This window comes from Sphingopyxis sp. EU05-FHT14B03 (assembly GCF_058790875.1).
The window spans coordinates 1,469,587-1,493,171 of record NZ_JBYTDC010000002.1 but is presented as its reverse complement, the minus strand read 5'-3'; the positions used below and the strand labels follow the sequence as shown (position 1 = coordinate 1,493,171).

The following is a 23,585-nucleotide window of genomic DNA, read 5'->3' as shown; positions in this document are numbered from 1 at the left end:
AAATCCCCGGGATGAAGGGGTCCTTTTTGCACGCCGATCACCCCACGAAGGGGGTGCCTATTGCACGCTGATCCTCACGCATGTTCTCGTGGCAGCACGTGGATTCGCGAAACCGGCAACGGCGCTTCCACCAGACGCTCCAAGACGGCGCTCCAGAACGCGACCTCGCGCTCTGCTGCGCGACCCTGTGACCAAGAAATTTGACGTCGCACCATTTCTTGGGCGCGGTCCGGATGCTGCTCCGACAGAGTGTGCGCACACGCAATTACGGAATTTTCGGTTTGAGGAAGCATGCCTACTCTACCTGAACGGTCCATCAGCGAGTCCACAAATACCAACATCCGCTGTCGCAGAAAAGTGTCATTGCCCAAAAATAGGCGGCTCCGGAAACCCGCCGAGTGAGTGACGCAATCGCGAACACGTTGACGGTGAAAGTTGGCGCAGCGCTCAGTTGATGGCGGGCGGGAGGGTGCCTGAACCAACGGCGAGAATTAGACGGCTCGCCGGACCGAAATCGGGTGGGGCCAATTTCGATCCGGCGAAGCACTATATGCGTCTGGACCGCCATGTGACAGGTGAAGGGACCAGCCAGCACCCATCGGCTTTCCAACCGCATTAAACTTGCGAGAGCAAGGCTCCCACATGGTGGGCCATTGGGGATGTCCACCACGGCTGCACTTTGGCACCAGCCCGGGGCATCTAAAAGTAACAGTGAGTTACGTAACGGGTGTCACGTTTTGTTAAGAATTTGTTCACCGAGATCTAGCCTTTTCCGCGCTAAAATTCGTAACGAAATGAAGGGATATAGTCGAAGCTACTCATCCGTTGGGGTAACATGCAGGCGGCACGTTCAGCGCCGAACTGGCTATACCTCGCAGCGGCGGACCTTGCCCCGCTGGCCCGGTTGCGACCCAAAACACGACCGGGCCGCGAACGGGTCGGGCTTTGTGCCCTCCAATGCAACGCCGTGTCCGTTTACTTTCAGCCTATCGCTTTGGCGACGTGCAGGACGCTGTCGTCCGCCATTGCGAATGGGCGTCACTTCTGCTCATTTTGACTCTGACCGTTCGGGATAAGGGCGGCACTGACTCTTCCGAGGTGATCATGTTTGATGCAGATAAAACGATAGCTGGGCTTACGTCGCCTCAGAAGGCGCGATTGATCGAACTGTTGGAATCTGGAAACTCGCTCCCGTGGACCGAGGCCGATGACGAACTGAAAGCGCTCAAGCTTGTGCAGCCCGGACATCGACGCGTGGAAAACGCCACGCTGAACAATTGGGGCTGGACCGTAGCAATGCTGTTGCAGAGCGTTCCCGACAATCAGTAGCCAGGTTGGCCGGGACGATGGGACCAACCAATCATCCCGGCCCGACCACCTCTTCGTGGGGAGGGGTGGCCGTCGAAGCGTTTCGATGCTCGGAACCAAGCGATCAAAAATCACGTTGGCCACGTCTCCTGAATCACTGTGAGACGAGCAGGTCAGGAGACGGGCTTGCTGGCACTACGCGAAGCCTCTCGCATCGTTGCTGCGCCGCAAAAAGATAATCTGTGGGTCGTCAGGCAAACAAAAATGGCGACCCCGAAGGATCGCCAAAAGTTGAGCGGAGATGATGCCGCTTGGGTCGTTCGAATGCCCCCAATGCGTCGTTGCCATCGATGCAGGCAAGGTGCCCACGTAAAGGTGGCTGGGGAGCCGGGTCACTCCCACAGGACCCAGCTCAACCCGACGTGACGCCCTAGAGGCGAAGGCGTCCTAGAGATACGCTCGGGCGGGCCAAATGTTGCACCGGCGGGAATTATCGACGGACCAGGCGAACTGGGATAAATCCAGCACGAGCTAAGGAGGTAGCCCATGTCCCCAATCGTCGAAGCCGCGGCACGCGCGCTCTGCCGCCACGCAGGCAATCCCGAGAACGCCACGATGGACGGCAAGCCGCTGTGGCAATCCTATGTGCCAGAGGCCCGCGAGGTGCTGATCGCGATACGGGAAGCGACCGACGCAATGGCGGAGGTTGGTCGTGCCACGGCCTATGATCGCGTTGTTGATGTTGGCGAGGAGGACGCCAAGGCCATATACGCCGCGATGCTTGATGCTGCGCTGTGGGATGGCGCCTGACTTGCAACCCAAAAGACCGGCGCTGGCCATCCCGGCATGCGCGTCAGTCGAATTGCGGGTTCGCAGGTTCGGGTGTCAGCACCAAGCTCGCCGAGGCAGTATCTACAGCGTGCCCCTTCTCATCGGAGGTGGTCGCTTGGCTCTGTCTTTCGGCACTTATCGCCTTCGCCAGCCGGTCGTGATTGCAGGAGAAGAGTCCCAGTGCCATCATCAGGGCAGTGAGCGTCAAAATTGCATTCGCTCTCTTGGAAATCATTCCGCCTCCCATGGCTGAACCCCTCCGCCCACTTAAACGGGCTATCACAGTTCAAGAGGAATGGGTACAGAATCGGACGGCGGGTCTCACCCCCCGCTAGTCCGACTGCGTCCCAAGCATGGTCGGGCTGCGAGCGGGTCGGACTCTTCCCCCAAGGAAACCCCGACCCGCTCGCATACCGTCCGGCATGCAGGACACGGATCGCGAGAAACTGTTGCCCGCCCTGCCGGGACTGGGCATATTTGCTCTGACCCTCGGACACATGGGGGCATCCACTTTCCCGAGGTGCAAACCATGTTTGACCCTAACGAAACGCTGGCAACCCTGACGGTGGCTCAGAAGCTGAGGCTTATCGATCTGCTGCAATCCGGTAACTCGTTGCCATGGACCGAGACCGACGATGAGTTGAAGGCGCTCAAACTCGTTCAGCCCGGACATCGACGCGTGGAAAACGCCACGCTGAACAATTGGGGCTGGTCGGTGGCCATGAAGGCCGCGGCTCCTGAATAACCGGAATCCGTTCCGGAACACGGCCCTAGTCGCGACGTGGCAATATCGATTGGTTGCGAAAGGGTTGAGCGATATGGTGCAGCTCGTCCAGACGCTCCCTGACTGCACGCCAGAAAATGGCATCTTCCTCGTCGCCCTTCGCGAGGGCTGCCGATAACTCGCGCGCAGCATAGTCAGGAGAGGCATTGCCGTATCTCGCCTCAAGCGCGCGCCAATAGGCCCAAACGTCTCTCGGAGGTCGGGCTGTCATACGATCTCCCAACGCGAACGGATCCGGTCCGCCCGCGACTCGACTATAGCGCCAATCCGGACAAATGCGTAGTTATCGTGGTGGTGAAGTCTTCGACATGGCTACTCTCAAGAAACTTCCACATCATCCAGTGCGTTGCTCTTCAAGAAGGAGCTTGATGATGACACTCCCCAACAACGCACTCGTGCTGGTCGCAGATGGCCGCAAGGCACTGTTCCTGCGCAATCAGGGCGACGCAAGCCAGATCGACTTGCGCACGGCCTCCCATCAGGAGCGTGACGACCGCAAGAATAGCGACATTAAGACCGATGCCTCAGGGCAATCGCCAGCGCCCGCCGGCATCGGCCTAGCCGGCGGCACGATGGGCGAACCAGATTTCCACCAACAGGATGAAGATCGCTTTGTCCGGGACCTCGCCGACAAGATCAACGCCATGGCCCTGGCGGGCAAGTTTGATGCGCTGGTCGTAATTGCACCCGCGCGCACGATGGGCGAACTGCGCCCCCTTTGGCACCAGCAAACCGCTGCTCGCTTGATCGGAGAGCATGTGAAGGAAATGACCGGTAGGCCTCTGGCTGACATCGAGGCGTTGCTGGACCAAGGCGTACCGCCCGGCTGACGTGCCCTGTCGCACGCGGCATCGCGCCTGATCACCAAACGTTACCCTCAACAACTGGGGGTGGTCGGTGGCGATGAAGGCCGCGTCTCCTGAATCACCGTGAGACGAGCGGGTCAGGAGACGGGGTTGCACGCAATACGCGGCACATCCAGCATCGTTGCTGCACGGCAAAAAGATAACCCGCATGCACCGGTACAAAAATGGCGACCCCGCCGGATCGCCATAAGTTCAGAGGCGAACGAATCCGCCCCTTTGGTTGCAGAACCGTCTTACGCGCACATCGCTGCGATAGCTATTGATCGAGATTATATCGGTGATGAAAGTAGGGCGACGCCCTCGACCTAAAGGGGCGACGCGACGGTCATACCGCGTCGCCCCCGCAATGCCGCAGACGCGAACATTGCCCCCCACCAGTGACGAGAACCCCAGGGTCGCTTGGGAGTCCCATCCGGCCAAGTTGTGGTGCTGTAATTCCGCTGCTAACCGCGGCGAACCCCAAATTTGTTTAGGAGGTTAGCGGCGGGAGATACGCCTGGGTAGTCGTCGGAGGCCTCCGCGATCTAATCTCACGCCATCACGGATAGTGATTCCACGCCGTCGGGTCGAACGCATAGGCCTGACACTCCGCCCAAGTCGTCGGATGAACCGGCCATTTCTTCGGCTGGCCGACGACGTACTGGCGTGCGTTCCAGTCGTAATATTCCTGGATGCCCGCGCGACCGACAAGCAACGCCCCGTCGGTGAATTGCAGGGTACAGGCTGGATTGAGCCGGAAGTCACCGTTCGCCAGCCCTGCAACTCCGTTCAGGAACAGATCGGCCGCCTGCGCCGCATTGAGCACGACGCTATGCGTGTCGAAGCCGAGCGCCTGCCAGTTGGCGAAGGTGTAGGACGTCGAACCCTGACGCCAGCGGAGGTTCGTGTTCGCCTGCAGGTCGATATAGACGTTGTAATCGCAGGCCCCGGTGAAACCGACGGGGAGTTGAATCCACTGCACGAAGCTGCCGATATTCGCCAGATTGCGGATCAGGATATTGTTCTTGATCCCCTCGGACCCAGCGGTCGCGTCCATGCTTGCATTGACGAAATTCTGCCGCCCTTTTTGATAAATCGTGTTGTTGCTGACGTTCAATTTCTGTCGGGCTGAGCTGGTGAGCGTGATCGCCGTCAACCCAAGAACCTCATCGTGATTGTTGTAGACGCCGTTGTGGCGCATGATGACTTCCGCCTCGTCATTCGCCCAGGTGACACCGGTCGAGTTGCCGCCGCCAGTGAGCAGCGCGCCGCCGGCTGACCCCATGGTCGCATCAGGAATGAACAGGCCGTGGGTATTTTCGAAATGGACCCCTGACATGCTGCCGCCGCGGCCCGGCTGCACCGCGGTCCCACGCAGGTCCTTCAGGAAAAGCGCCCGGTAAATCTGCCGTATCGACTGCGCCCCTTTGACTGCCCCGCCGTTGTTCGCGATGAAGCCTTCGAGCAGTGTTTCGTCATAACGCGCTGTCGGGCTGCTGCCGCTGCTGTGGCTGAAGAAGAAACCGACGCCGGTCTTTCCGGGCGGCTGGATCTGCATGCATCGGCGCAGCGTCGCAGTCAGGCCGGCGGGGTCGTCGCGATACGCCGTGAAGGGGATGCAATCGAGGGCGCCCAAGGCGGTCGGATAGGCCTGCTGCCGGTTCGCGATGACTTCGGTGTTGTACGAAATCACGTCTTCCAGCAGCCCGCTTTCGAACACGCAGTCGTGCTTGCCGCCGTTCGCCAGCACCGCGCGGCGGAACAGGAAGTTCGTGCCGGCGTTGACGCTGCCCTGTGCTGACAGCGGCCCGACGCAGCTGATGCCGTCGATGGTGAGGTTGGGCAGACGGTCACGGCCGAAAACGCCCTGCGTCCGGCGGTTGTAGCGAAAATTCTTCGTGTTGGGATTGACGCTTCCCGCAGCGTGAACATAGATGAGCGTCGTCGCGCTGGCTTCCGCAAAGAAGGTCGCTTCCGGAATGAAATAGCTGTCGGGCGTGCTGTCGCAGAGCGCCTTGCTCGGGACGCGCGTCATCCAGCGATAGCCCGAACCCGGATCGCTCGGCGCCGTGTCTTCGAACAGGCTGTAATTGTCCTCGCCGCCCACGGTCTGATAATCGGCGGCCCGCCCGATCGTCTGCACCCAGACGTTGCCGCTATCCAGCGTCCAGGCCCCAACGGGGTCGGTGCAGTCGAACAGGGGCAGGCGGGTCTTGCCGCCTTTCGCGAAGGAGCAGACCGTGACGCCGGGCGTCCGCACAACATATTGCTCGGCCCAGCGGGAACCGTGCTCAAACCCCAGCACCTCACCCGGCTTCGCCACGCGGCCGAGCGTCGCCGTCAGCGTCGCAGCGCCGAGGTTCGCCGCCGCAGGGATCGTCAGCGTCGGCACGGCAGATCCGTCGGCATAATCGCCGCCGTCGATGGCTCGCGTCCATCCGTTCTGCGTCGCCTGAATGACCCCGCCCGACGAGACCAGCATCTCGACCGTCGCAGCGCGATAGGGCGTGCCACCGGCAACGCCGATTCGATAGGTGCCGGGTGTGCCGCCCGCATTCGTGCCGCCGACGGTGAGCGAGGTGATGCCGTAATCGAGGCTGGCGACCAGGCCGGCGACAGTGGACTTCGCGCGCGCCATGGCCCGGCCTGAATTGGCGTCGGAACCAGCCGTCGAAACGAAGCGCCCGATCGAGGCGGTGAGATTGGCGAGGCGGTCTTTTTCGACTTGCTGGTTGGCCTTGCGGATCGCGGTCAGTTCGGTACCGGTGAGGCCGGCCACTATGGTCGAGATGTTGTCGACGTTTGCAATTACCAGCGCGAGGTCGAGCGCGGCCAACTCGGCAATATCGGCCTCGCGAGCGGCCAAGCTCGTCACCGCGGCATCGATAGCCGCCACCTTCGAAATCTTTGACGCGGCGCCCAGGGCGAGGTCGTCCGTGATCGGCTCAAGCGATTCTGCGAGCTCGGCGGCGTTGCCAAATTCACCAAGTGCGTCTTGCGTGTCCTTCGCCAGCTTGGCGATCGAGGGCACTTCCCCGTTGTCAGTCGCCACGGTCGCGGTGTCGTTACCGTTCAGGAATTGATCGAGGCGGTCCATGTTGACCACGGCCTTCGTCGTCTTCGCCTGAAATTCTGCTGCAGTGGTCAATGGCCGTCTCCGAAAAAGTTAGAACGGCAATTCATCTATACTCGAGTCGGTTAGAAAGAAACGCAGGGTCAGAGAGGGTAATTTCTAATTGCCGCGAGCAGTCCCGAGAATTCCCAGCCGTGATGAGGAAATCTAATTAGGGCCGAATTGGTACTAATTCCGCGCCGCAGGTTTCCGCGGGTCTGCTGACCGGTATCAGTTTCCACGTATGCCCCCTGGGTTGATATGGAATCTTGCCGACAGCACGGCTCCGCGCCGCCCCCGGATCAGCTTGGGGCGGGCATAGTACCTTGACCAGTCTTCGGGCCGGGAAAGCGGCGCGTCCAAAGCGCGTCCAAAGCGCGTCCAATGCGCGTCCAGACGTTCGACAGCGAAAAACGGCGGATTTCTGCGGCTTGTCCAGAGAGTCCACATCGTCCACATGGTTTTATTGCTATAGAATATTCTCTGTCGGTCGGAGCGGTTGCCGGCAGCCCATGGCGGATGCGCAACCGCTTCTCACCTAAGCAATCTTCATTGGACTCTCTGGACTCTCTGGACATGGGGTAAAAAGAGAAGGGATTCAGCGGAATCTCATGTCCAATGAAACTGCGGAATGTCCAAAGAAGGCCGCCAGAGACCCAGACATGAAAACACAACCTAGAGTTGCGAATGATCGAAGTAATCAAGTAATAGTTGATATTAATCACAAGTTACTGTTGACATATTGAATATATTAGAAAATAGTGTTGACGAATCACTCGCAAGACATCAGTGTAGTATCACTGAAATGCCAAAGAGGAGGTTCGCATGTCGACACTTGAGCAAGTTAAAATGTCCCCCGCCGCCTGTCTTCCGTTCGTCATTGTTGACCAGGAGACGGGAAAGGTAACAAATTTCTGGAATGTTACCCCGTCGGGTGATTGGGGTGACGACTGTGAGGCCGGACGCGCGTTCGCCTATGATCTGATCGACCTCATCGCCGACACCGGGCTCCCCGGCATTCTGTCATGGGTCGCCAGCGCCATGCCGACCGGAGACGCGCGGACGGGTATCGAAACCGGTTTCTGGCACGTCATCGCAACGGCCGCAGCGCGCCACTGACATAAACTGAAATTTTGACGTTGAATTCGCGGCGGCGGGGTTAGTCCCTGTCGCCGTTTTTATGAGAATCGGGACTGTTGTGCTATGCTTGGCATAGTTCAAAGGGGCTCGAATATGTGGACTCTGATAGGCGCCGTCTTAGTTATCGCGATCGTCTCCAGCACCCGAGAGGGCCGCGCTGAAGCCCGCGGTAAGCTGGCGCGATACGAACCTTACATATGGGCGGTGAACCTGACGCTCATCGGGATTCTGGTGTTCCCCTGGTGACGCGCGGCCGATCATAATGAGACCCAGAGAGGGCGGCCGCGGTGCCGCCCTTTTTTTATTTTAGCGGGCAGGCGGCGCGAATTTTATCAAGGGCCGGCCTAGATCCTGAAAGATCAAAGTTCGCGCCTTGAGAACGTCCGATTGGGTTCAGGGGTCGCAATTCCAAAAATCGGCCCGACGACAGTGAATTGAATAAATCTCTAAATTCTTGTTTGTCCGCTGTGGAGCTGTCTAATGTTGCAATGGACTTAGTAGTGTTGTCGAGAGTCCAGAATTCTGAGTCCTCACGAAAACTTCCATCCACTGACCAGTCCATTCCGATGTTTGTCTGATTTTCCAATTTCTCAGGCCAGAGGAGACCTATTACAATATCTCCACTTTCTGGAAAGCAATGCACGAACACTCCGGCCTGCTCTTCATCTTTTGTTCCAATTGCCAAATAATTGAATGATTTCGACCTGGTGGCAACGAATGTACGTCGATTGTCCGTAAATTCTTCATCTACAGACCAATTCCCGCCGGTCAACTTTCTCCCATTTTCATTGATAAGGCATGACAACCTGACAGAATCGACAGCTCGCGCCGATCCGCTTAGATCGAACACATATTTCTCTCCGTGATGAATAACCGTCAGTGTTCTACCTGCCTTGGCAGCGCCTAAGAAGTTTTCCCCGAGCACATAGTTTGTAGTTGTTCCAGCGACCGAAGGCACCGCGTCCCGGCTGTCGATCTCCCATGCAAGCAATTCGTCCTCAACACCTGGCAGCACGGCCACGGCGCTCACTGTCACGCCGTCGCATTTCACGATGATCTTGGCAGCATCGTTTCGGTTTGCGCCCCGCGCGTAGGAAACATGAAGCTCACCCACTGCATCTTTGAGTGAAACCTCGCGCCATTCTGAAGCATTCGCCGCCCCCGCGACCAGCAACCCCGCCGCAATAATCCCGATCGCCCGCACGCCGGTTCTCCCTTTTTCGCGGTCGCACCTTAGCGGGTCGTCGGAGAAATACGCAGTCGAAAACCGACCCCGGAGAAATACGCAGTCGAAAACCGACCCCGGAGAAATACGCAGTCGAAAACCGACCCCGGAGAAATACGCAGTCGGCTTTGCGCCTGAAGTCAGGCATTCCGACCCGATCAACCCGAGCCCGCAAGCAGCCGTTTGATGACTCGGAGGCTGGGTTGGCATCGCGCCTCATTTCGACTGATCGACCGCCGCAATAGATGACGCTGAGGAGCGCGCTGCCCTCGCGACTTGGCAAGCGAATTGCAGCGTCGGTGCCCTTAATATTCGGTGCTGAAGGATGTCGGGATTATTTCATACGCCGGCCGCGGGCTTGCAGCGAGGTCGGTGTCAGCGTAGGCCTTAAATCTTCCCTGCGCGGAAATAGGTAATGCTTTAGTGGACAGCTATCTCGAAATGGCGCGCAGTGTGCTTCAAAGCGCGCGGCAGCCGCTCAGTGCCCGTCAAATTCTACGCACCGCAATGCAGATGCAGCTTGTCCCGCGCGATCTTTATGGCCGCACACAGCATAAGACGCTGCAGGCCCGCCTGGCGACCGACATCCTGAAGCATCGCTCGAAAAGCGAATTCTACCGCACCGGTCCGGGAAGGTTTTTTCTGCGGGTGCTTCAGTCCGATGCACAGCTCCCCGAGCGCTATCGCCAAGAATATCACGCACCGCTTCGGGCGGCCCAACTCGGTCGCTTTGACGTCGTCGCCTTTCCGCGCCTCGACCTTGCGAAACTCGCAGCAACGCTCGTCTCGCCGTTCCCCGTCACTAAGTTGCACTCGCTGCCGTGGCGCTTTGCGCGGCTCTATAATCTCCGGCGTGAACCGAAGCTCGTGCCGTTTCGTTTCCTCCTGCTGCTCGTCGCTGAAGACCGCCTCTTTCTCGACAATCAGCGCCCGGCGGTCGAAGAGGGCGATATTCATTCGCATTCCGTCATGGGCATCGAAGGCGTGGTAAAGCGCGACGATCTTTCCCTTTTTTCGCCTGACGATTTCGGATTGATGGACGCGGCTACCCGTACCCTCCTTGAGCACTTCGAGCTGCCGCACCATGTCCGCGCTTTGCTGGAAGACGATGCTCGATGGTCCGATCCGCTCGCGGTTATCGAGGAAGAAAGGGAAGGTCGTCGCGCTGACCTCGCCGTCTATCTCCGATTTCGATGCAGCGGTATTACCGAGATTACCGATGCTGTCGAAGCGCGCGCTAGCACCGGGTGGCTTGAGCTTCCAATTTCGATCAACAACCTCGAGCGGTTCGACAAGTGGTCACTGCGCCTTATCTCAGACGGAAGTTTGCGCGCGGCGATGCTCGGTTAATCGAACGATTTGAGGACATCGGTAAGGGATGCGGCGGCGAGGAGGCTGGCCAGCGTCTTCATGCCAACTTTGCGCCACTGATCGTCGGCCTTGGACGGATCGGCTTTATCCGAAACGACTCGCAGCATACTTACAGGAACTCGATTTTTGCGCGCGGCTGCGCAAATGCCGCCAGCCTCCATCTCGACGCCCATAAGCTTTCCGTCACCCCCGGTGCCTTTAAGGATTTGTTCGCGCCATTCATTGCTTGCAACCACTTCGTCTGCGCTGGCAATCGGCCCGTAATGCAGGGAGGGGCGCCGATCATCGGGCCAGTCGAACGCGAGTGCAGCATCGCTCCACGCTCTTTTATCGAAGGCATCTGACAGCAATTGGCGCTGCAGTTGGTCATGCATTTCGTAATCCTCGCGGCGGAAATTTGGCTTCGCACCGTCATCTTCGTCTACTACCTTACGGAGCGCCAAATCGACGACCTTGGTGACGACGATAATGTGTCCCGGCTTACTTCCATTCTCTTCAAAGCCACCGGCTAGGCCCACAATCAGGATGAGCTTCGGCGGTCGATTCCTCTTCGCGAGATAATCACTCATCGCCACCGCCGCCGCAACACGACCCATGTTCCTGGGGCAAATCACCGCCACGTCAACGCCATTGATTTTGCCGTAAGCCTCAGGCGTTCCATTGTGTTTCGTGAGACCGAGAACACTTGCAAGGACCGCAAGCTCCTCTTCAAGCGCAACGAACAGGACGAGTTCAGCTTCTTTCACCATAATCGGTTTCGTTTCTTTCTTATGACTTTGATTCTCGGCTGCGGGCGTGCCGCGGGTCTGAAGGCCATGTTCCCTGCTCAGCCGGCTGGCAAATTCGCCGAGCGCGCTTGCAAGCTCGTTCACCTCGATAGGGCTGACATCATAGAGAGCGAACCGTCGACCTTTTAAAGAAGCCCAGCTGTAGTTGAGAGTGGTCATCGTGCGAACGGTGTGAAAGATCATATTGGTATCGCCCGGCATCCGCTGGGCGAGCATCGCATATGCGTCGCAAAACGCGATGAAACCGGGTTGTTTTTTGAGTGCGACAATGAGATCGGCCGGAGCTTCGAATAATAAATCGCGCAGCTCAAAGAGATCAAGAAATAGCCCAAGCCGTTTGAAATTGTGAGCATGTTCTTCTACGGGCACACGGAAATCATGGATCACATGCGGGACACCCGAAAGTGCGCATAGATTGAATTCGTGGCAATATTGCCGGAAATAGACATGCTGCAGAGTGCTACGAAGCGCGCTGGACGCCGACTTGACGTCGTCGGGCAGTTCTGGTGCGATTGCCGCCCAAGTCAAAGCGATACCGCGCTCGTCGAGTAATAATGGAATCCTGGCGACGAGATCGACCTGAGGCGGTGTCAATATCGCCTTGGCCGGCTTCCAGAAGGTTCGGCCCGCCTCTGGCCCGCTTGTCCAATCCTTCAATATCCCGGCGGTGATGTGCGTCTTGCGTTGGATGATCCCCTGCGCAGTGTCTCCAAGAAAGCCAATGCGCGTGTCATTGTAGAGGCCGGAATAACGATCGCGCATCGGTTCATACCCGATCCGCTTCTTTTCTGCGAAGTCAGCCAGATTTTCTTCGCGCATTGGAAGCTGAATGAGGCTTTCGCTTAGGTAAGCGCGCTGGTTTTCCGCAAGTCCAAACGCGATTTCGTCCTCGACGATAAACCCTGGTGGCGCGACACATCTATCCTCACAGACGATTGCAGCAGCATTGAGCGCGCGCCGCATGAGGCTTGCATGCTTCTCCGGCGTCAACGATCGGTAGAGGTCGAAGACTTCGCGCGTGTCGCGGTTCAGAAAATGAAGGAAGATGTCGCGCCGCAAGTCAGGCCGGCGCCTCTATTATCGACAAGGCGGCTCGCAAAGCTTCGAGATCTTGGTCGTTGATAATCTCGTAATCAGCTTGTGCCGCGTCGAGTTCGTGCTCAGAGCGGTGAAGACCATCTGTCGCAAGGTCGAACACCTGCTTGCGCTCTGCTAGCCGCGTGACGCGTACCTCTTCGGGCGCTGAGATTCTGATAATGCTGCAACCATGCTCTTTTGCGAGCATGAGGTCGCTTTCGAAGCGCAGGGCATCGATTATGAATCCCTTTCCGCTTCCGCCCAGTTCGTCAGTCGTTGACTCAATCTCCCGAAGCGCCGCGCGAAGAAAAATACTTGGGTCGATTTGTGTCAGGGCATCGTCGAGGCGCTGGGTCGAGCTCTTGTCTTCGTTGCCAAACAGCAAAAATGCAATCTCACGGCAAATTTTCCCGGTCCTGATGTGAGTGATATCGAACCGCTCGGCGAGTATTTCCCCGGCACTGGATTTGCCAGATCCGCTCTTCCCTACGAGAGCGAACCGGACTGCCGCCGAGCCAAGGGGCGGCGTCATTGCTCGTCGGCGACCGCGAGCGCGCGCAAGGCCGGAGGAACGGTCTCCAATATCTCGTCGAGATGCACATTTCGCGCTCGGGCGATGCCCTCTAAAAGCCGAGTACAGAGCACCGCATGATGAACACGAAGTCGCGGAAAGTAGTCTAACGCCTTAGCGCTGTAGCGCAGGCTGAACGCAAGATGCTCGTCGGTCATCTTCCCCGCCTTCTTGACGAGAACGAAGCTCAAAGCTTGGAGCTTGTCGACCGCTTTGACAAACAATGCTTCTGCGGAACGCGCATTGATCGTCTCGAGGATAAGTGCATGCTGACGTTCGCGAGCTCCCCCACGCAACTGCGAAACATAACGTTCTAGAGCTGCAAGCTCGAGAGAGGTTTTGTGGGCTTGAGCACGACTATTAAAAGCGTGCGAATAGGTGCCTTGGCCATCCGAGCCAACGGGATCAAAATCGCCCGTAAAGAGCTCGAGCTTATCGTGCACGATCGCGAGCTCGAGTGCTCGCTGCGGATCGATCTCGGGAAAAACGGGCGCTAACAGCATCGTCGCATCGGCAACGTGCCAGCTATGGGCCGCAACATTTTCGAGTTTGAGGCCAGGTTCTGCCCTGTCAGCTTCAAGCGCGCTTTGCGACTCTTTGTCCCAGTGATGCTGGCCAATATAGCGCCGGATTGACTGAAGCCCCAAGGAGGTCAACATCGCCTCGACATCGCGCGCGGCGTCGTCCCAGCTCGGCAAATCTCTAGGTTCATTGGGGGAAGCTGGTATCATTTCTAGGCTTTGATCTCGCAACGCAGAAGCAGCGTCACCAGACATCTCACAATTGCTACCCGATGTCAGCGCCGAACTCGCCGTGCGGCATGTTCCGAAATTATCCATGGGTCGCCCTCCCCTTGGTGCAACAAGCAGATTGCAGGCAAGGAAGCAAACCGAAAATAAGCTCGTCGCTGTCGCCAGTCAGCGAGTTCCTCGCGACGCCTTCATCTGCCTATTTTGAACTAAAAGTCGACGAACTTGCAACGGCCAGATTGGTACGAAGGCTAGGCCGCTTGAGCAGAGGAACCAATCTGCATTCATTCGACTGGACATCCTGCTTCGGCTTGGCAAGCTAGGCGCATGTATGTGACGCCAGAAATGATGCTCGACAACGGACGGGTGAGAAAAGGGACGCTCGTCCGGGCACTTTCGCCTGTTGGAATTTACTGGCGCGGACGATTCTCGACTTCTGAAGCCCTATACTCGCCTGGCGAGAGCGTGGTCTACATCGCGACCCACTTCGACGAATCCCTTCATGAGGGTGACTATTACACCGAGTTTGACGATCCTACCCTTGAAGAGGTTCGCCTCTTGGCGGCGCTATCTTTGCCCATTGGATGGGACGGAGGCATCGTAACGCTCTACCCGTACTACCCTGAACTGCGTCTTCCTGCCTTCCTCGATTTGGCAGACCCGAAGGTAGACGAAGAGCTTCGTGCGAGACTGACAGAGGTCGAACCGGAACGCTCCGGGCTTTGGCACGCAGATCCTCCCCCTCCGCCGATATACGGCGGCCAAGCTTATGATTTTCGCAACGCCGAAACTCCAGTCGAACTGCAGACCCAAATCTTCTCGGAGATCAATTTGGATGACCATCTGCTGTTACGTGGCCTAAGCGCTTGGCTGAAAGCCGGTATGCTAAGGTACCATCGGCTGTTTACCGTTGAAGCTCTGTTCTCTATGTACGTTTCTCTGGATGCTTCATTCTCGCTGGTGTGTCGGGAACTTCGGAAGCGGGGAATTGCCAATCCAAGCGCCGTGGACGCTGGCCGTTTTCTCGATGAAGCAGAGGGCCGTGAGCCAGAAGGCATGCCCTATTTTGGTGATTTTTACTCCGATCGCATCCGTTTAATGCATCCGGAAAATCGGTTTGGAATTACCCCTTATCCGCCTGCAATGAATGGTGACTTGGTACATCTCAACAAAGCTCTTCGGGAGGTCTATCGCCTACTGCTGCTCGGAGAGATAATTGATCCCCATAACGACGTCCAACTCGCAAGTCCGGGGCATAGGGAAAAATCTCCAACGACGTATTTGGCCCAGATGTCGGCTTTTGCCGCTTCTCGACAGAAAAGCTGACTGGCCGCAATCGGCCACTTTAACCCCGCGTCATTCCCACTCCACCGACCCACGGACCCACCGTTCAAACTGCGACCGACACTCCGCGAGCGGCGGCAGCACATAAGCCCGGCTCCGATCGAACCGACCACCCAACCGACGATCCTCCACACTCGGCAGCATCTCGCGCAGCCGCCGGCCGAACAGCCGCTCATCAGCGATCTCGCCATCGTACCGGCGGCCCTTCATCCAATCGCTATATTGGTTCCGAAGCGCATCGCGACCGATGGTGCGCGGAGAGGTCGACCAGTCGTCCGAGGTGTCGAAATCTCCCGGCATGATTCCACGGTTAAGTTGGGAAAACCACCAAAGGTTGATATTTTTCAGACTCGAAATCTTCTGGTTGACCAGGCCTTCGGTGTCCGGAGCTTGGCGAACATTGAAGCCCGACAGATCATAAGATCGGAGGAAGTGGAGCAGTGCAGCCGGGCCTCTGCCATTCATTTCAGCACGGAGGTCGGAGAAATACCGATCGTCACCCTTCCGCTCGGACGACACCTCGAACACCGCCCAGCGGCGCTCGTCCGGGCTGGCCGGCACAACCCATTCGGCATTCGCGGAAATGAACAGCCGCAGCACGCTGGGCAGATTGATGCTGTCGATGCCCTTGTGTTCTATCTCGACGAAATCCGACGTAACGAGATATTTAAGCACGTCTTCAGCGTTATGGTCGCCAGCCCAGCTTCCTTCCTGAACATGAAGCATGAGCGCGTTTTCCAGGCGTTTGTTGAACTTCCCGACGATGTGATCGGACTGGGCTACCGTCGGCGCGTGCCGTCGGCCGATCATCCGCGCAACATAATCTGCGATCGTATCTTTGCCGGCGCCCTTGGGACCGCGGAGCACTAAGGCGACGCCGGGCTTCTGATCAGGATGCTGAACCATCTGCGCCAGCCAGCCTAAGATGTATGCCGCGTGTTCTTCATTCCCACGACAAATGACGCGACGGACATGGGACAGAAATAGCTCGCAGGATGCAGCAGCGTCCGGTGCGACAGCCCAGCCACGCCACAGATTGAGCTTACCCGCAGGACAACCGCCCGGGGCAAAGGTCACCCCATGTGGGTACGAACGGCGATCTGTATCTCTGAGCCATCGCATCGAGGCGGCTTCGAACTTCTGCTTACCCTTCGCGTCTTTGCCCGCTGAAACGAGGTCGTTCGCGTAAAAATAGTGGAGGTCGCGGACCTGCCCAAAATCAATGGAGCCGTCTGCGCCCTCGGTAGTGACCAATGTTTTGCCACGCACGATGACAATTGCATGGCGCCGGTTTAGGCGCTTGGTGACACCATTGACGAAAACGTCATCGACCGCGGCAGGCGCAAGCAGCGCCGAGAAATCGTCACCATCAATAGGATCGAGATCCTCCAGCGCATCGAGATCGGGCGCCCGGGGAAATCCGGCGATCGGCTTCTTCAGACCGGCCCTCCACCCGCTTTTGAACGTCCCGCGAAATTCCCGACGGCGGAGGCCGGCGGACTCCGCGGCCGCCCACAGTACGGTTTCAGCATCGCTCTCTGCAACGAAGCCACGCGCGGCCGCACCGCCGGCCCACATAGCGGCATCATTCAGCGCTGCGTTCCGCCCACCCTCCGACATCTCAGCGAGGTCGGAGGCCAAGCGTTCCAAATGGGCAGTTGCCCATTCTCGCTGCTCATCGGTCGCCGCGCCGATCACCGGCGGAATTTCAACCTCGGGTTCACGCGGAGGAATCAGGGCCTCGGGGAAATCGGGGAGGGGAGTCGTCCCCAACTCGGCGCCGTCGATCAGATAAACACCGCCGCCCTTGCGGGAGCCCGGCGCCATGATGAACCCGCCGGTGGTTTTCACGTCGATCCCGACGCCGATCCGCGAGGCAGAGTTCTTCAGCCGCGGGTCGTGCTTGAAATAGAGATGCCATCCGCCAGAAGGCGTTCGAACCCGAACAGGGGTGAGAGCCGCGAGGTCTGGGAAACCGAGCGCCGCCATTGAAGCGACGCCGTCCTTCCCGTTCTTGGTGTCGATGTCCAAGACCGTGAAGCCGCTGCGTTCGCCGGCGACTATACCCAGCCACGCATCCGAGTATCGAGCGAACCAGTCCTCGATAGTGGAGATGTCAGTTGTCGCCTTGCCGATGAAGTCGCGAATGGGCTTGGGTCCATCACCGTCACCCCAGTCGCGTATCGGGAAGCCGGGAACGCCACGATAGGCAAGACTTACCGCAACAGATTTGTTGTTGGCTGGCTCCAGAAGTGCGGAAAAATCGTCTTCGAAATTCAAAGATTGGAAGGTCATGGGGAGGCCTTTATTTGATTTTCGGCCTTCAAAGTGATAATAGAATATCGCTTGCTATTCTTTGAAGGCGAAACGGCGTCCGGAAGTCATGCTCCGGGCGCCGTTACGTTATTTAGGGTTGCGGCGACGTTCCGAATGGGAACAGCAGGTTTGGGATGACCTGCAGCTGCTGCCACAGGCTCCACGGCGTTCCGGCGGGCAGCACGAACACCGGGTCGTAGACATCTTTCTGCAGGCAGACTCTAAGTTCGATCTCTTTCGCCGCGGGTCGCCCGATGACCTCCGCAATCCTGTTACGGCATCGGATTTCCTGGAGCGCGACGTGCCCCGCAGGAGCAAGGTTCAGGCCACCACGCGCGCGCAGCTGGTCGCGCCGTTTCCGCCAGAACCGTATCCAGCCTTTCGTTTCATATTTCATCGGCAAAGCCTTTGGAGCAGTCGCGCGTCGAGCGGGGGTGCATATTCTGCGAGTTCGTTGCGATCCGGACGGGAGCGCATAGCGGCGGCAGCGAGACGTTCGGGGAACGACGGTTGTCGGCGGCTGGCGCTGCGGGCTTGTTGAAGCCGTTGGTGCAAAGCCTGCAGGTCAGTTAGGCGACGCCTCATCATTCACCTGCTACCGGCTCATCGGTGAAGCCCTTCAGACCCATCTCTTTGGCCAGTTCCAGAATGTCTTCGACTGAGTCCGCCAGAGTGACATCGTGAAACTGGCCAGTGGCCGGCGGCGCGTTGCCAGCATCTTCGAAGCCCTTCAGCCCAGCGCTGTGTGCCAGCGCCAGAAGTTCATCAGCGCTGTCTTCGTCACGTTTGGCCGGCGGTTGAGCGGTCATTCGGTTTGCCATGATCAATTCTCCTGGGCTGCGCGGTCGCGCTCTGCCAGCTCTGCGGCCGTCGGAAGCCGGGCGGCGCCCATGCCGATCAGTTCGGCGAGGCTGTGGGCGTCTGCTTCTTCGAAGAACTGACCGGAGAGAATGACGCGGCTGGATTTTTTGATGATCGCGTTGCCCGCTTTGTCATACAAGCCTGTGTGAACCTGCTCGGCGAGAGGATCGGCGAGGCGGATTTTGCAGATTGCGATTGCGGTGGTCATAATTCGAGTTCCTTTTATTGAATGGAGTCCGATCACTCGGCGGCGAGGACGCCGAGCCGGTCCAGCGTTGCGAGAACGTCGTCCTGTCCGCCGCCGCCCTCGGCAGCGGAGCCATCATGTTCCCCAGAAAGTGCGCCGAGCGACGCCAGCGAGGTCAGGATCTCATCCTGTTCGTCGGCGGGCGCCTTCGTCGGTGCGGCGGCAGGTGTGGCGCCGGGGCTGATTGCCCAGTTCGCTAAATTGCGCTGACGCACGAACCCGACGATTTCCGCCGTAACCGAGGCGTCGAAGCCGAGCTTGCGCATGCCTTCGAGGAGGCCGGCCGTTTGCGGTGCTGTGAGTTGCTTGCCCATGATCAGTTCTTCCCGCCCGTGGCATTATAGAGGGCCAGCTCGGCATCGGTCGGATGACGCACGGCGCCGCCGCTCAGCAGCTTGTCCAGTTCCGGGCCGTCATTGAATTCGAAGATCTGCCCAGGTTGGATCATCAGGCTCGACTTGTTCATGATCGCATTGCCGTCCTTGTTGAAGCGGCCCGAATGCACCCACTGGGCGGCGGGATCGCTGACGGCGATCATGTGGACTGCGGTAACAGTTGCCATGGTTCAGTTTCCTTTGATCTGATTGATGATGTCGGACGAAATCTCGCGCGCGGCCTCGAACAGCCGCTCCTCGGAAAGCTCGGACGGCAGAAGGCGCTCGGGGATGGCTTTGACCGTGTTGCGGAGAACCGTAATCCCGCTGAACGGAGGAGCCGCGCCCGGAGGGATCGCGTGCCGATCGCCGAGCAGAGCACCGCGCAGCTGGTCGCCGGCAATCAGCCGTGCGAACGTGGGCGCCAGTCCGGCAAGGGCCGAACGGACGGCTTCAACGCCGTCGCCTTGCACTTCGGCAGCGATGTTCAGGACCGCGGCGATGAACGGCATTTGGGGAAGTCTGGCCGCGTTGTCTGCTTCCGCCGCCCTGAGCTCCTGGATGCGGATGGCAGCATTTTTGGCTGCGGCTTCTTCGTCCAGTTTCGCGAGACGGTTATCACGTCGCGATCTCTTCGGGACGGCGTCTTCCCCGTCGATCAGTCGCAGGGCGTCGTCCTGCTCCTTCTCGCTGCGCAGCCGCTCGCGTTCAACTTGATCACGCTCGTTTGCGCTCCGCAGCGCCCGAAGCTTGACGCGTTCGTCGGTGGCGCGAGCCTGAGCAGCGGCGACTTCCTGTTGGGCGGCACGCGCTGCTTCGATGAGTGCCGGCGCGATCATGCTGCTGCCCTCGCGGCGATGACTGCATCGAGCCAGGGACGTGGCACTGCGGAGGCTGCCGTTTTGCCACGCCCCATTCGAATAGGAGAGGGCAGGTCGCCCTTCGCCGCCAATGCATAGTACCAGCGCGTCGAATAGCCGAGGTACGCAGCGGCATCTTTGGGGCGAAGGAGAGGCCCGGAGGGCGGAATATTCGCCCAAGGTTGTGTGGAGTTCATAAGGACGACTCTTTTTGGGCTGCTGGCCAATTCCAGCGGCTGATTCGGAGAATCGCTCAAAATGAATTGGTTTTCTAAGCTTGGTCTCCGCGCACGAATCTAATCGCTTTCCCATGCGGCCAGTGGTCGATGTTGAAGGTCGGCGCGTGTTCGGCCTTCAAGTTCTTCGTCGATCGCGTCGGGGCTGAAAAATACGTCAGGGACACCCCAGTCACTCATATGTAGTCCCACCGACAGCAGGGCGCGAAAGTGCCCGTGCGCCGACAAGGGACCCAGGAGACTTGGGGGAAGTTCATACGGCTGAGTACGCTTTCCGGTTTTCCGTTTCGAGAACTGCTCCTCCAAATATTTGGGGCTCCTGCTCGTGATGACGGGCTCGTCGCTGTCGGGGCGGTTGAACCATCCTTCAGCGATCAATCGATCGGTTCGCGTCGCGGCATCTCTCAGCAACGACTTGGCGGTCCGCCCCGTTTCCCGCTGATCTCGCTCTGCCGCGGCCAGCAGTCCATCGAGATGGTGACGTCGTTCGGCCCGAATGGAATCTTTGGGTGGAGTGAATGCAAAACCTTCGCGGCCGCTTAGCGCCGACATCATCATCACGAGCTTAATCCAGTCCTCATGCCTCGGTCGCCAGTCCCGATAGTGCTTATGACTAACTAGCACTCGGCTGAGCCAATGCTCATATCGCTTCATGAGTTGTGGTAGGCGGCGCGAGAGCTGTCGACGAGTTTGGGCAACCATCGGGTTTCGGCTAGCTTCTGGAAGACCTGCAAGGCGGTTTTGCACCTCGCTGATTTCCCTCCGCGCCCGATTTCGAAGTTTTGTCGCCGCCACAGGTTCTGGCGGGACACGGTGCTCGATAAAAAGATCTAAATAGGGCTGTTTTGGTGCAGGGTCTGTCATGCTGTCGTTTTCTCATGCGGCGAATATTGCTGCACAATAACACACGATAAGTCAGCGGACCAAATTTCGCATTTCGTAGTCAAGCTAAACTTGATTTTTGCTTTTGGTGACGATTCCCGAGGCAATGTTGGGCGGCTAATTCCTCAATTCGATTCCCATCTAAACCTTGGCCTTCACCAAAGTATCTTCCGGTTCGATTCCCGCTACCCGCTCCAGGTCTCCCGATATCGCCGCCGCATCCGATCCCGGAACTTTTCCGGATGGTCGCCGTTTAGCTAAGGCACTCATTATTCAGATTGTCGAGGCGCGGCCGCGGATCGTTTTTCTCCGACGGGGCGCAATCGCGCCGCGTCGGGGGCGGGTGCCGCGCGCTCATCGCTGTGCAGATCGTTGAGGAGACTTGATATGTTCAAATGGGCTTTGATCTTCGCCGTGATCGCGCTGCTTGCCGCGGTCCTCGGTTTTGGCGGCATCGCCGGCGCGTCGGCCGGTATCGCCAAGATTCTGTTCTTCGTCGGCCTGGCGTTTGTCGCGCTGTTCGTGATCATGGGCGCCTTCGCCGCAAAGAAGGTGGTGTAAAAAATTCGGCGCCGCCGGGAACCCATCGCGACCCGCGGCGTTTCATGGGTCTGCTTGACCGAAAGTGAGAGTGGAAATTGGTTCTTGTCTTCGGACTGAACCTAGGGAGCCCCGCCGCAGAGATGCGACGGGGCTTACCTGTTTCAGGCGGTGCGTCAGGCCGGAAAGGCAGCGCGGACGCGGCGTTCGAGCACCGCGAGCGGCACCCGTCCGGCCCCCAGCACCACATCGTGAAAGCGCTTGATATCGTAACCCGGCCGGCCGGCGACCTCGTCGCGGACGCGGCTGATCGCGATCTGGCCGACCTTGTAGGCGCAGGCCTGCCCCGGATAGACGATATAGCGGTCGATCTCGGTCCGCGAGGCGGTCGGCGAGGTCGAGGAATTTTCGACCATATAGTCGATCGCCTGCTCGCGGCTCCACCCCATCGCGTGCAGCCCGGTGTCGACCACCAGCCGCGAGGCGCGAAAGGCGTAGGACGCAAGATAGCCGATCTTGCCGAGCGGGTCGTCGTCGTACATGCCGAGCTCGTCGGCGACCTGTTCGGCATAGAGGCCCCAGCCTTCGCCATAGGCGGTCACCGACGAGGCCTGGCGGTAGAGCGGCAACTCGGCATCCTCATATTTCAGCGCGCCCTCGAACAAATGCCCCGGCGCGCCTTCGTGATAGGCGAGGGTCGGCAGCGTGTAGCGCGGCCATTCGGCGGTATCGCGCAGGTTGATGAAAAAGATGCCCGGACGCGACCCGTCGGGGGTTCCCGCCTGCGCCGACCCGCCGGGCGCGCCGATCTCGATCTCGGGCGGGACGCGGCGGATTTCATAGGGCGCCTTGGGCATGCGGCTGAACACCTGCGGCAGCCTGCCGCGCACCGTGACGAGCAAGCCGTTCAGATAGGCGAGCATTTCGGCGCGGCCGGCGTCATCGTTGGCGAACAATTGCCCCTCGGCCTTGCCGAGCGCGCCCAGCCGGTCGCGAATGCTGCCGTCCTTATAGCCCTGCGCTTTCAGCAGCGCGTCCATGCGCGATGTCAGGTCGGCCACCTGCTCGCGCCCGATGCGGTGGATTTCGGCAGCGGTCAGGCTGGTGGTCGTATGCTGGGCGAGGGTCGCGGCATAATAGGCCTCGCCATCGGGCAGGCGCGCGACCCCCGCCGCGACGCCGGCGCGCGGAAGCAGCGCGGTGAGCGCCGCGATCTGCCGGATCAGCGCGGCGCGGATCGGCCCTTCGAATGTTGCGGCGGCGCGATCGCCATAGCCGCCAAGCCCGATTTCGACGCTGCGCCGGGCGATCGACGCGACGAGGGTCTTGCCCGCGACATCGCCGTCGCGCAGCCGCGCGAGTTGCTGGAGCGCCTGGTCGAGGATGAAGCGCGGGGCGACGACGTCCATCGCGGCATTCGCCTTGACGATGGCGGTATCGGCGTCGAGCAGGGCAGGGATCGCCGCGAGCCGCGCCATATAGGCGTCGGCGTCGGCCTTGTCCTTCACCGGGTGCTGGCTGTCCATGAAGGTGCTGACCCCGGTGTAGAAGCCGCCGAGCTGGGTGACGCCATAGGGGCCGGGGCGATGCCCGAAACCGCCGCTGTGATAGGTGAAGCGCGCGAGCCGCTGGCGCGCGGCGAGGTCGAATTCGGCGCTGTCGTGGGCGACGCGGGCGGTATCGCCGAGCGTATCGGCGGCGATCGCGCGAACCGCGGCAAGGTCGGTGTCGATGCGCCGTGCCTGCGCCGCGCGTCCGGCCGCCGACCAGTCGGGAAATTGCGCCCGCAGCGCGGCGCGGGCACCGGTGTCGAGGCCGAGCGACGTCGCGCGGGTCGGGTCGTCGCGCAGGCCTTGCTCGAATTGGGCGGAGAGCAGCGCATCGAGCCGGGCATCGGCGCCGACACCCTCCTTCGCGGCGACCGGCCCGGCGACGCCGGCCACGGCAAGGCCGCCGAGACCGGCCAACAGGGTACGACGATCGGGCGCGTAGTCGGTCATGCGATTCTCCTCTTGGATTTCGGCAAGCCTAGGGTCGGGGTCCGATCGCCGCAACCGTGGCGGCGCTCCGCGCGCTTGCGGCAGCATGAACCGCGCCGTCATTCTGCGACACTTTGCGACAATT

At 59.4% G+C, this 23,585-nt stretch carries 23 protein-coding genes; 8 read left to right on the top strand and 15 right to left on the bottom strand.

Features of this window, described 5'->3' with window-relative positions; translation table 11 throughout:
* Window positions 1–957: 957 nt before the first annotated feature.
* A complete protein-coding gene (locus tag AC3WS4_RS16430) occupies window positions 958–1,329 on the top strand; it encodes a hypothetical protein (protein ID WP_492739187.1) in 372 nt (123 codons plus the stop codon).
* 525 nt (window positions 1,330–1,854) lie between these two features.
* A complete protein-coding gene (locus AC3WS4_RS16425; protein ID WP_492739188.1) occupies window positions 1,855–2,118 on the top strand; it encodes a hypothetical protein in 264 nt (87 codons plus the stop codon).
* Between the two features lie 43 nt (window positions 2,119–2,161).
* Here the strand turns inward: AC3WS4_RS16425 and AC3WS4_RS16420 are convergent, their stop codons facing one another.
* Complete coding sequence (locus AC3WS4_RS16420) at window positions 2,162–2,374, bottom strand: hypothetical protein (RefSeq protein ID WP_492739189.1); 213 nt, start codon at window positions 2,372–2,374, stop codon at window positions 2,162–2,164.
* A 294-nt stretch (window positions 2,375–2,668) separates the two neighbouring features.
* Here AC3WS4_RS16420 and AC3WS4_RS16415 point away from each other — a divergent pair, with 294 nt between their 5' ends.
* Window positions 2,669–2,884, top strand: coding sequence for a hypothetical protein (locus tag AC3WS4_RS16415; protein ID WP_492739190.1), 216 nt, complete (start codon window positions 2,669–2,671; stop codon window positions 2,882–2,884).
* 410 nt (window positions 2,885–3,294) lie between these two features.
* Window positions 3,295–3,753, top strand: coding sequence for a host attachment family protein (locus AC3WS4_RS16410; RefSeq protein WP_492742886.1), 459 nt, complete (start codon window positions 3,295–3,297; stop codon window positions 3,751–3,753).
* A 574-nt stretch (window positions 3,754–4,327) separates the two neighbouring features.
* Here AC3WS4_RS16410 and AC3WS4_RS16405 read toward each other — a convergent pair.
* Complete coding sequence (locus tag AC3WS4_RS16405; protein WP_492739192.1) at window positions 4,328–6,916, bottom strand: hypothetical protein; 2,589 nt, start codon at window positions 6,914–6,916, stop codon at window positions 4,328–4,330.
* A gap of 789 nt (window positions 6,917–7,705) precedes the next feature.
* On the opposite strand from AC3WS4_RS16405, the gene AC3WS4_RS16400 reads away from it, so the two are divergent.
* Window positions 7,706–7,999: a hypothetical protein gene (locus AC3WS4_RS16400; protein ID WP_492739193.1), complete on the top strand. Its 294-nt coding sequence runs from the start codon at window positions 7,706–7,708 to the stop codon at window positions 7,997–7,999.
* Between the two features lie 322 nt (window positions 8,000–8,321).
* Here AC3WS4_RS16400 and AC3WS4_RS16395 read toward each other — a convergent pair whose 3' ends face one another.
* Window positions 8,322–9,224, bottom strand: coding sequence for a hypothetical protein (locus AC3WS4_RS16395; RefSeq protein WP_492739194.1), 903 nt, complete (start codon window positions 9,222–9,224; stop codon window positions 8,322–8,324).
* A 444-nt stretch (window positions 9,225–9,668) separates the two neighbouring features.
* Between AC3WS4_RS16395 and AC3WS4_RS16390 the strand changes: the two genes are divergently transcribed.
* Window positions 9,669–10,595 carry a winged helix-turn-helix domain-containing protein gene (locus AC3WS4_RS16390; RefSeq protein WP_492739195.1) on the top strand — a complete coding sequence of 309 codons (927 nt, stop codon included), beginning with the start codon at window positions 9,669–9,671 and terminating at the stop codon, window positions 10,593–10,595.
* Here the strand turns inward: AC3WS4_RS16390 and AC3WS4_RS16385 are convergent.
* Genes AC3WS4_RS16385 through AC3WS4_RS16375 form a run of 3 tightly spaced genes read right to left on the bottom strand, consistent with a single transcriptional unit; the run spans window position 10,592 to window position 13,891 of the window.
* On the bottom strand, window positions 10,592–12,463 hold the full coding sequence (locus AC3WS4_RS16385; protein WP_492739196.1) for a 5'-methylthioadenosine/S-adenosylhomocysteine nucleosidase family protein: 1,872 nt from the start codon (window positions 12,461–12,463) through the stop codon (window positions 10,592–10,594). The genes AC3WS4_RS16390 and AC3WS4_RS16385 overlap by 4 nt on opposite strands.
* A gap of 1 nt (window position 12,464) precedes the next feature.
* On the bottom strand, window positions 12,465–13,013 hold the full coding sequence (locus tag AC3WS4_RS16380) for an AAA family ATPase (protein WP_492739197.1): 549 nt from the start codon (window positions 13,011–13,013) through the stop codon (window positions 12,465–12,467).
* The gene (locus AC3WS4_RS16375; protein ID WP_492739198.1) at window positions 13,010–13,891 is read right to left on the bottom strand and encodes an HD domain-containing protein; all 882 of its coding nucleotides are present in this window, start codon (window positions 13,889–13,891) and stop codon (window positions 13,010–13,012) included. Before AC3WS4_RS16375 ends, AC3WS4_RS16380 begins: the two co-directional genes overlap by 4 nt.
* A gap of 255 nt (window positions 13,892–14,146) precedes the next feature.
* Between AC3WS4_RS16375 and AC3WS4_RS16370 the strand changes: the two genes are divergently transcribed.
* A complete protein-coding gene (locus tag AC3WS4_RS16370) occupies window positions 14,147–15,127 on the top strand; it encodes a hypothetical protein (RefSeq protein ID WP_492739199.1) in 981 nt (326 codons plus the stop codon).
* Between the two features lie 30 nt (window positions 15,128–15,157).
* On the opposite strand, the gene AC3WS4_RS16365 is transcribed toward AC3WS4_RS16370, so the two are convergent.
* From AC3WS4_RS16365 to AC3WS4_RS16330, 8 genes are all read right to left on the bottom strand, one after another.
* Complete coding sequence (locus AC3WS4_RS16365; protein ID WP_492739200.1) at window positions 15,158–17,440, bottom strand: bifunctional DNA primase/polymerase; 2,283 nt, start codon at window positions 17,438–17,440, stop codon at window positions 15,158–15,160.
* A 112-nt stretch (window positions 17,441–17,552) separates the two neighbouring features.
* Window positions 17,553–17,858, bottom strand: a complete 306-nt coding sequence (locus AC3WS4_RS16360) for a hypothetical protein (protein ID WP_492739201.1) — start codon at window positions 17,856–17,858, stop codon at window positions 17,553–17,555.
* Between the two features lie 187 nt (window positions 17,859–18,045).
* A complete protein-coding gene (locus AC3WS4_RS16355; RefSeq protein ID WP_492739202.1) occupies window positions 18,046–18,270 on the bottom strand; it encodes a hypothetical protein in 225 nt (74 codons plus the stop codon).
* Between the two features lie 14 nt (window positions 18,271–18,284).
* Window positions 18,285–18,530, bottom strand: a complete 246-nt coding sequence (locus AC3WS4_RS16350; RefSeq protein ID WP_492739203.1) for a hypothetical protein — start codon at window positions 18,528–18,530, stop codon at window positions 18,285–18,287.
* Between the two features lie 32 nt (window positions 18,531–18,562).
* Window positions 18,563–18,883: a hypothetical protein gene (locus AC3WS4_RS16345; RefSeq protein WP_492739204.1), complete on the bottom strand. Its 321-nt coding sequence runs from the start codon at window positions 18,881–18,883 to the stop codon at window positions 18,563–18,565.
* Between the two features lie 2 nt (window positions 18,884–18,885).
* Entirely contained in the window at window positions 18,886–19,131 is a 246-nt protein-coding gene (locus tag AC3WS4_RS16340; RefSeq protein WP_492739205.1) for a hypothetical protein, read from the bottom strand.
* Window positions 19,132–19,134: 3 nt separating this feature from the next.
* Entirely contained in the window at window positions 19,135–19,782 is a 648-nt protein-coding gene (locus AC3WS4_RS16335; protein ID WP_492739206.1) for a hypothetical protein, read from the bottom strand.
* A 317-nt stretch (window positions 19,783–20,099) separates the two neighbouring features.
* The gene (locus AC3WS4_RS16330; protein WP_492742884.1) at window positions 20,100–20,903 is read right to left on the bottom strand and encodes a hypothetical protein; all 804 of its coding nucleotides are present in this window, start codon (window positions 20,901–20,903) and stop codon (window positions 20,100–20,102) included.
* Between the two features lie 405 nt (window positions 20,904–21,308).
* Here AC3WS4_RS16330 and AC3WS4_RS16325 point away from each other — a divergent pair, with 405 nt between their 5' ends.
* Window positions 21,309–21,482 carry a DUF1328 domain-containing protein gene (locus tag AC3WS4_RS16325; RefSeq protein ID WP_082545186.1) on the top strand — a complete coding sequence of 58 codons (174 nt, stop codon included), beginning with the start codon at window positions 21,309–21,311 and terminating at the stop codon, window positions 21,480–21,482.
* A gap of 155 nt (window positions 21,483–21,637) precedes the next feature.
* Here AC3WS4_RS16325 and AC3WS4_RS16320 read toward each other — a convergent pair whose 3' ends face one another.
* A complete protein-coding gene (locus AC3WS4_RS16320; protein ID WP_492739208.1) occupies window positions 21,638–23,461 on the bottom strand; it encodes a DUF885 domain-containing protein in 1,824 nt (607 codons plus the stop codon).
* Window positions 23,462–23,585 lie beyond the last annotated feature (124 nt).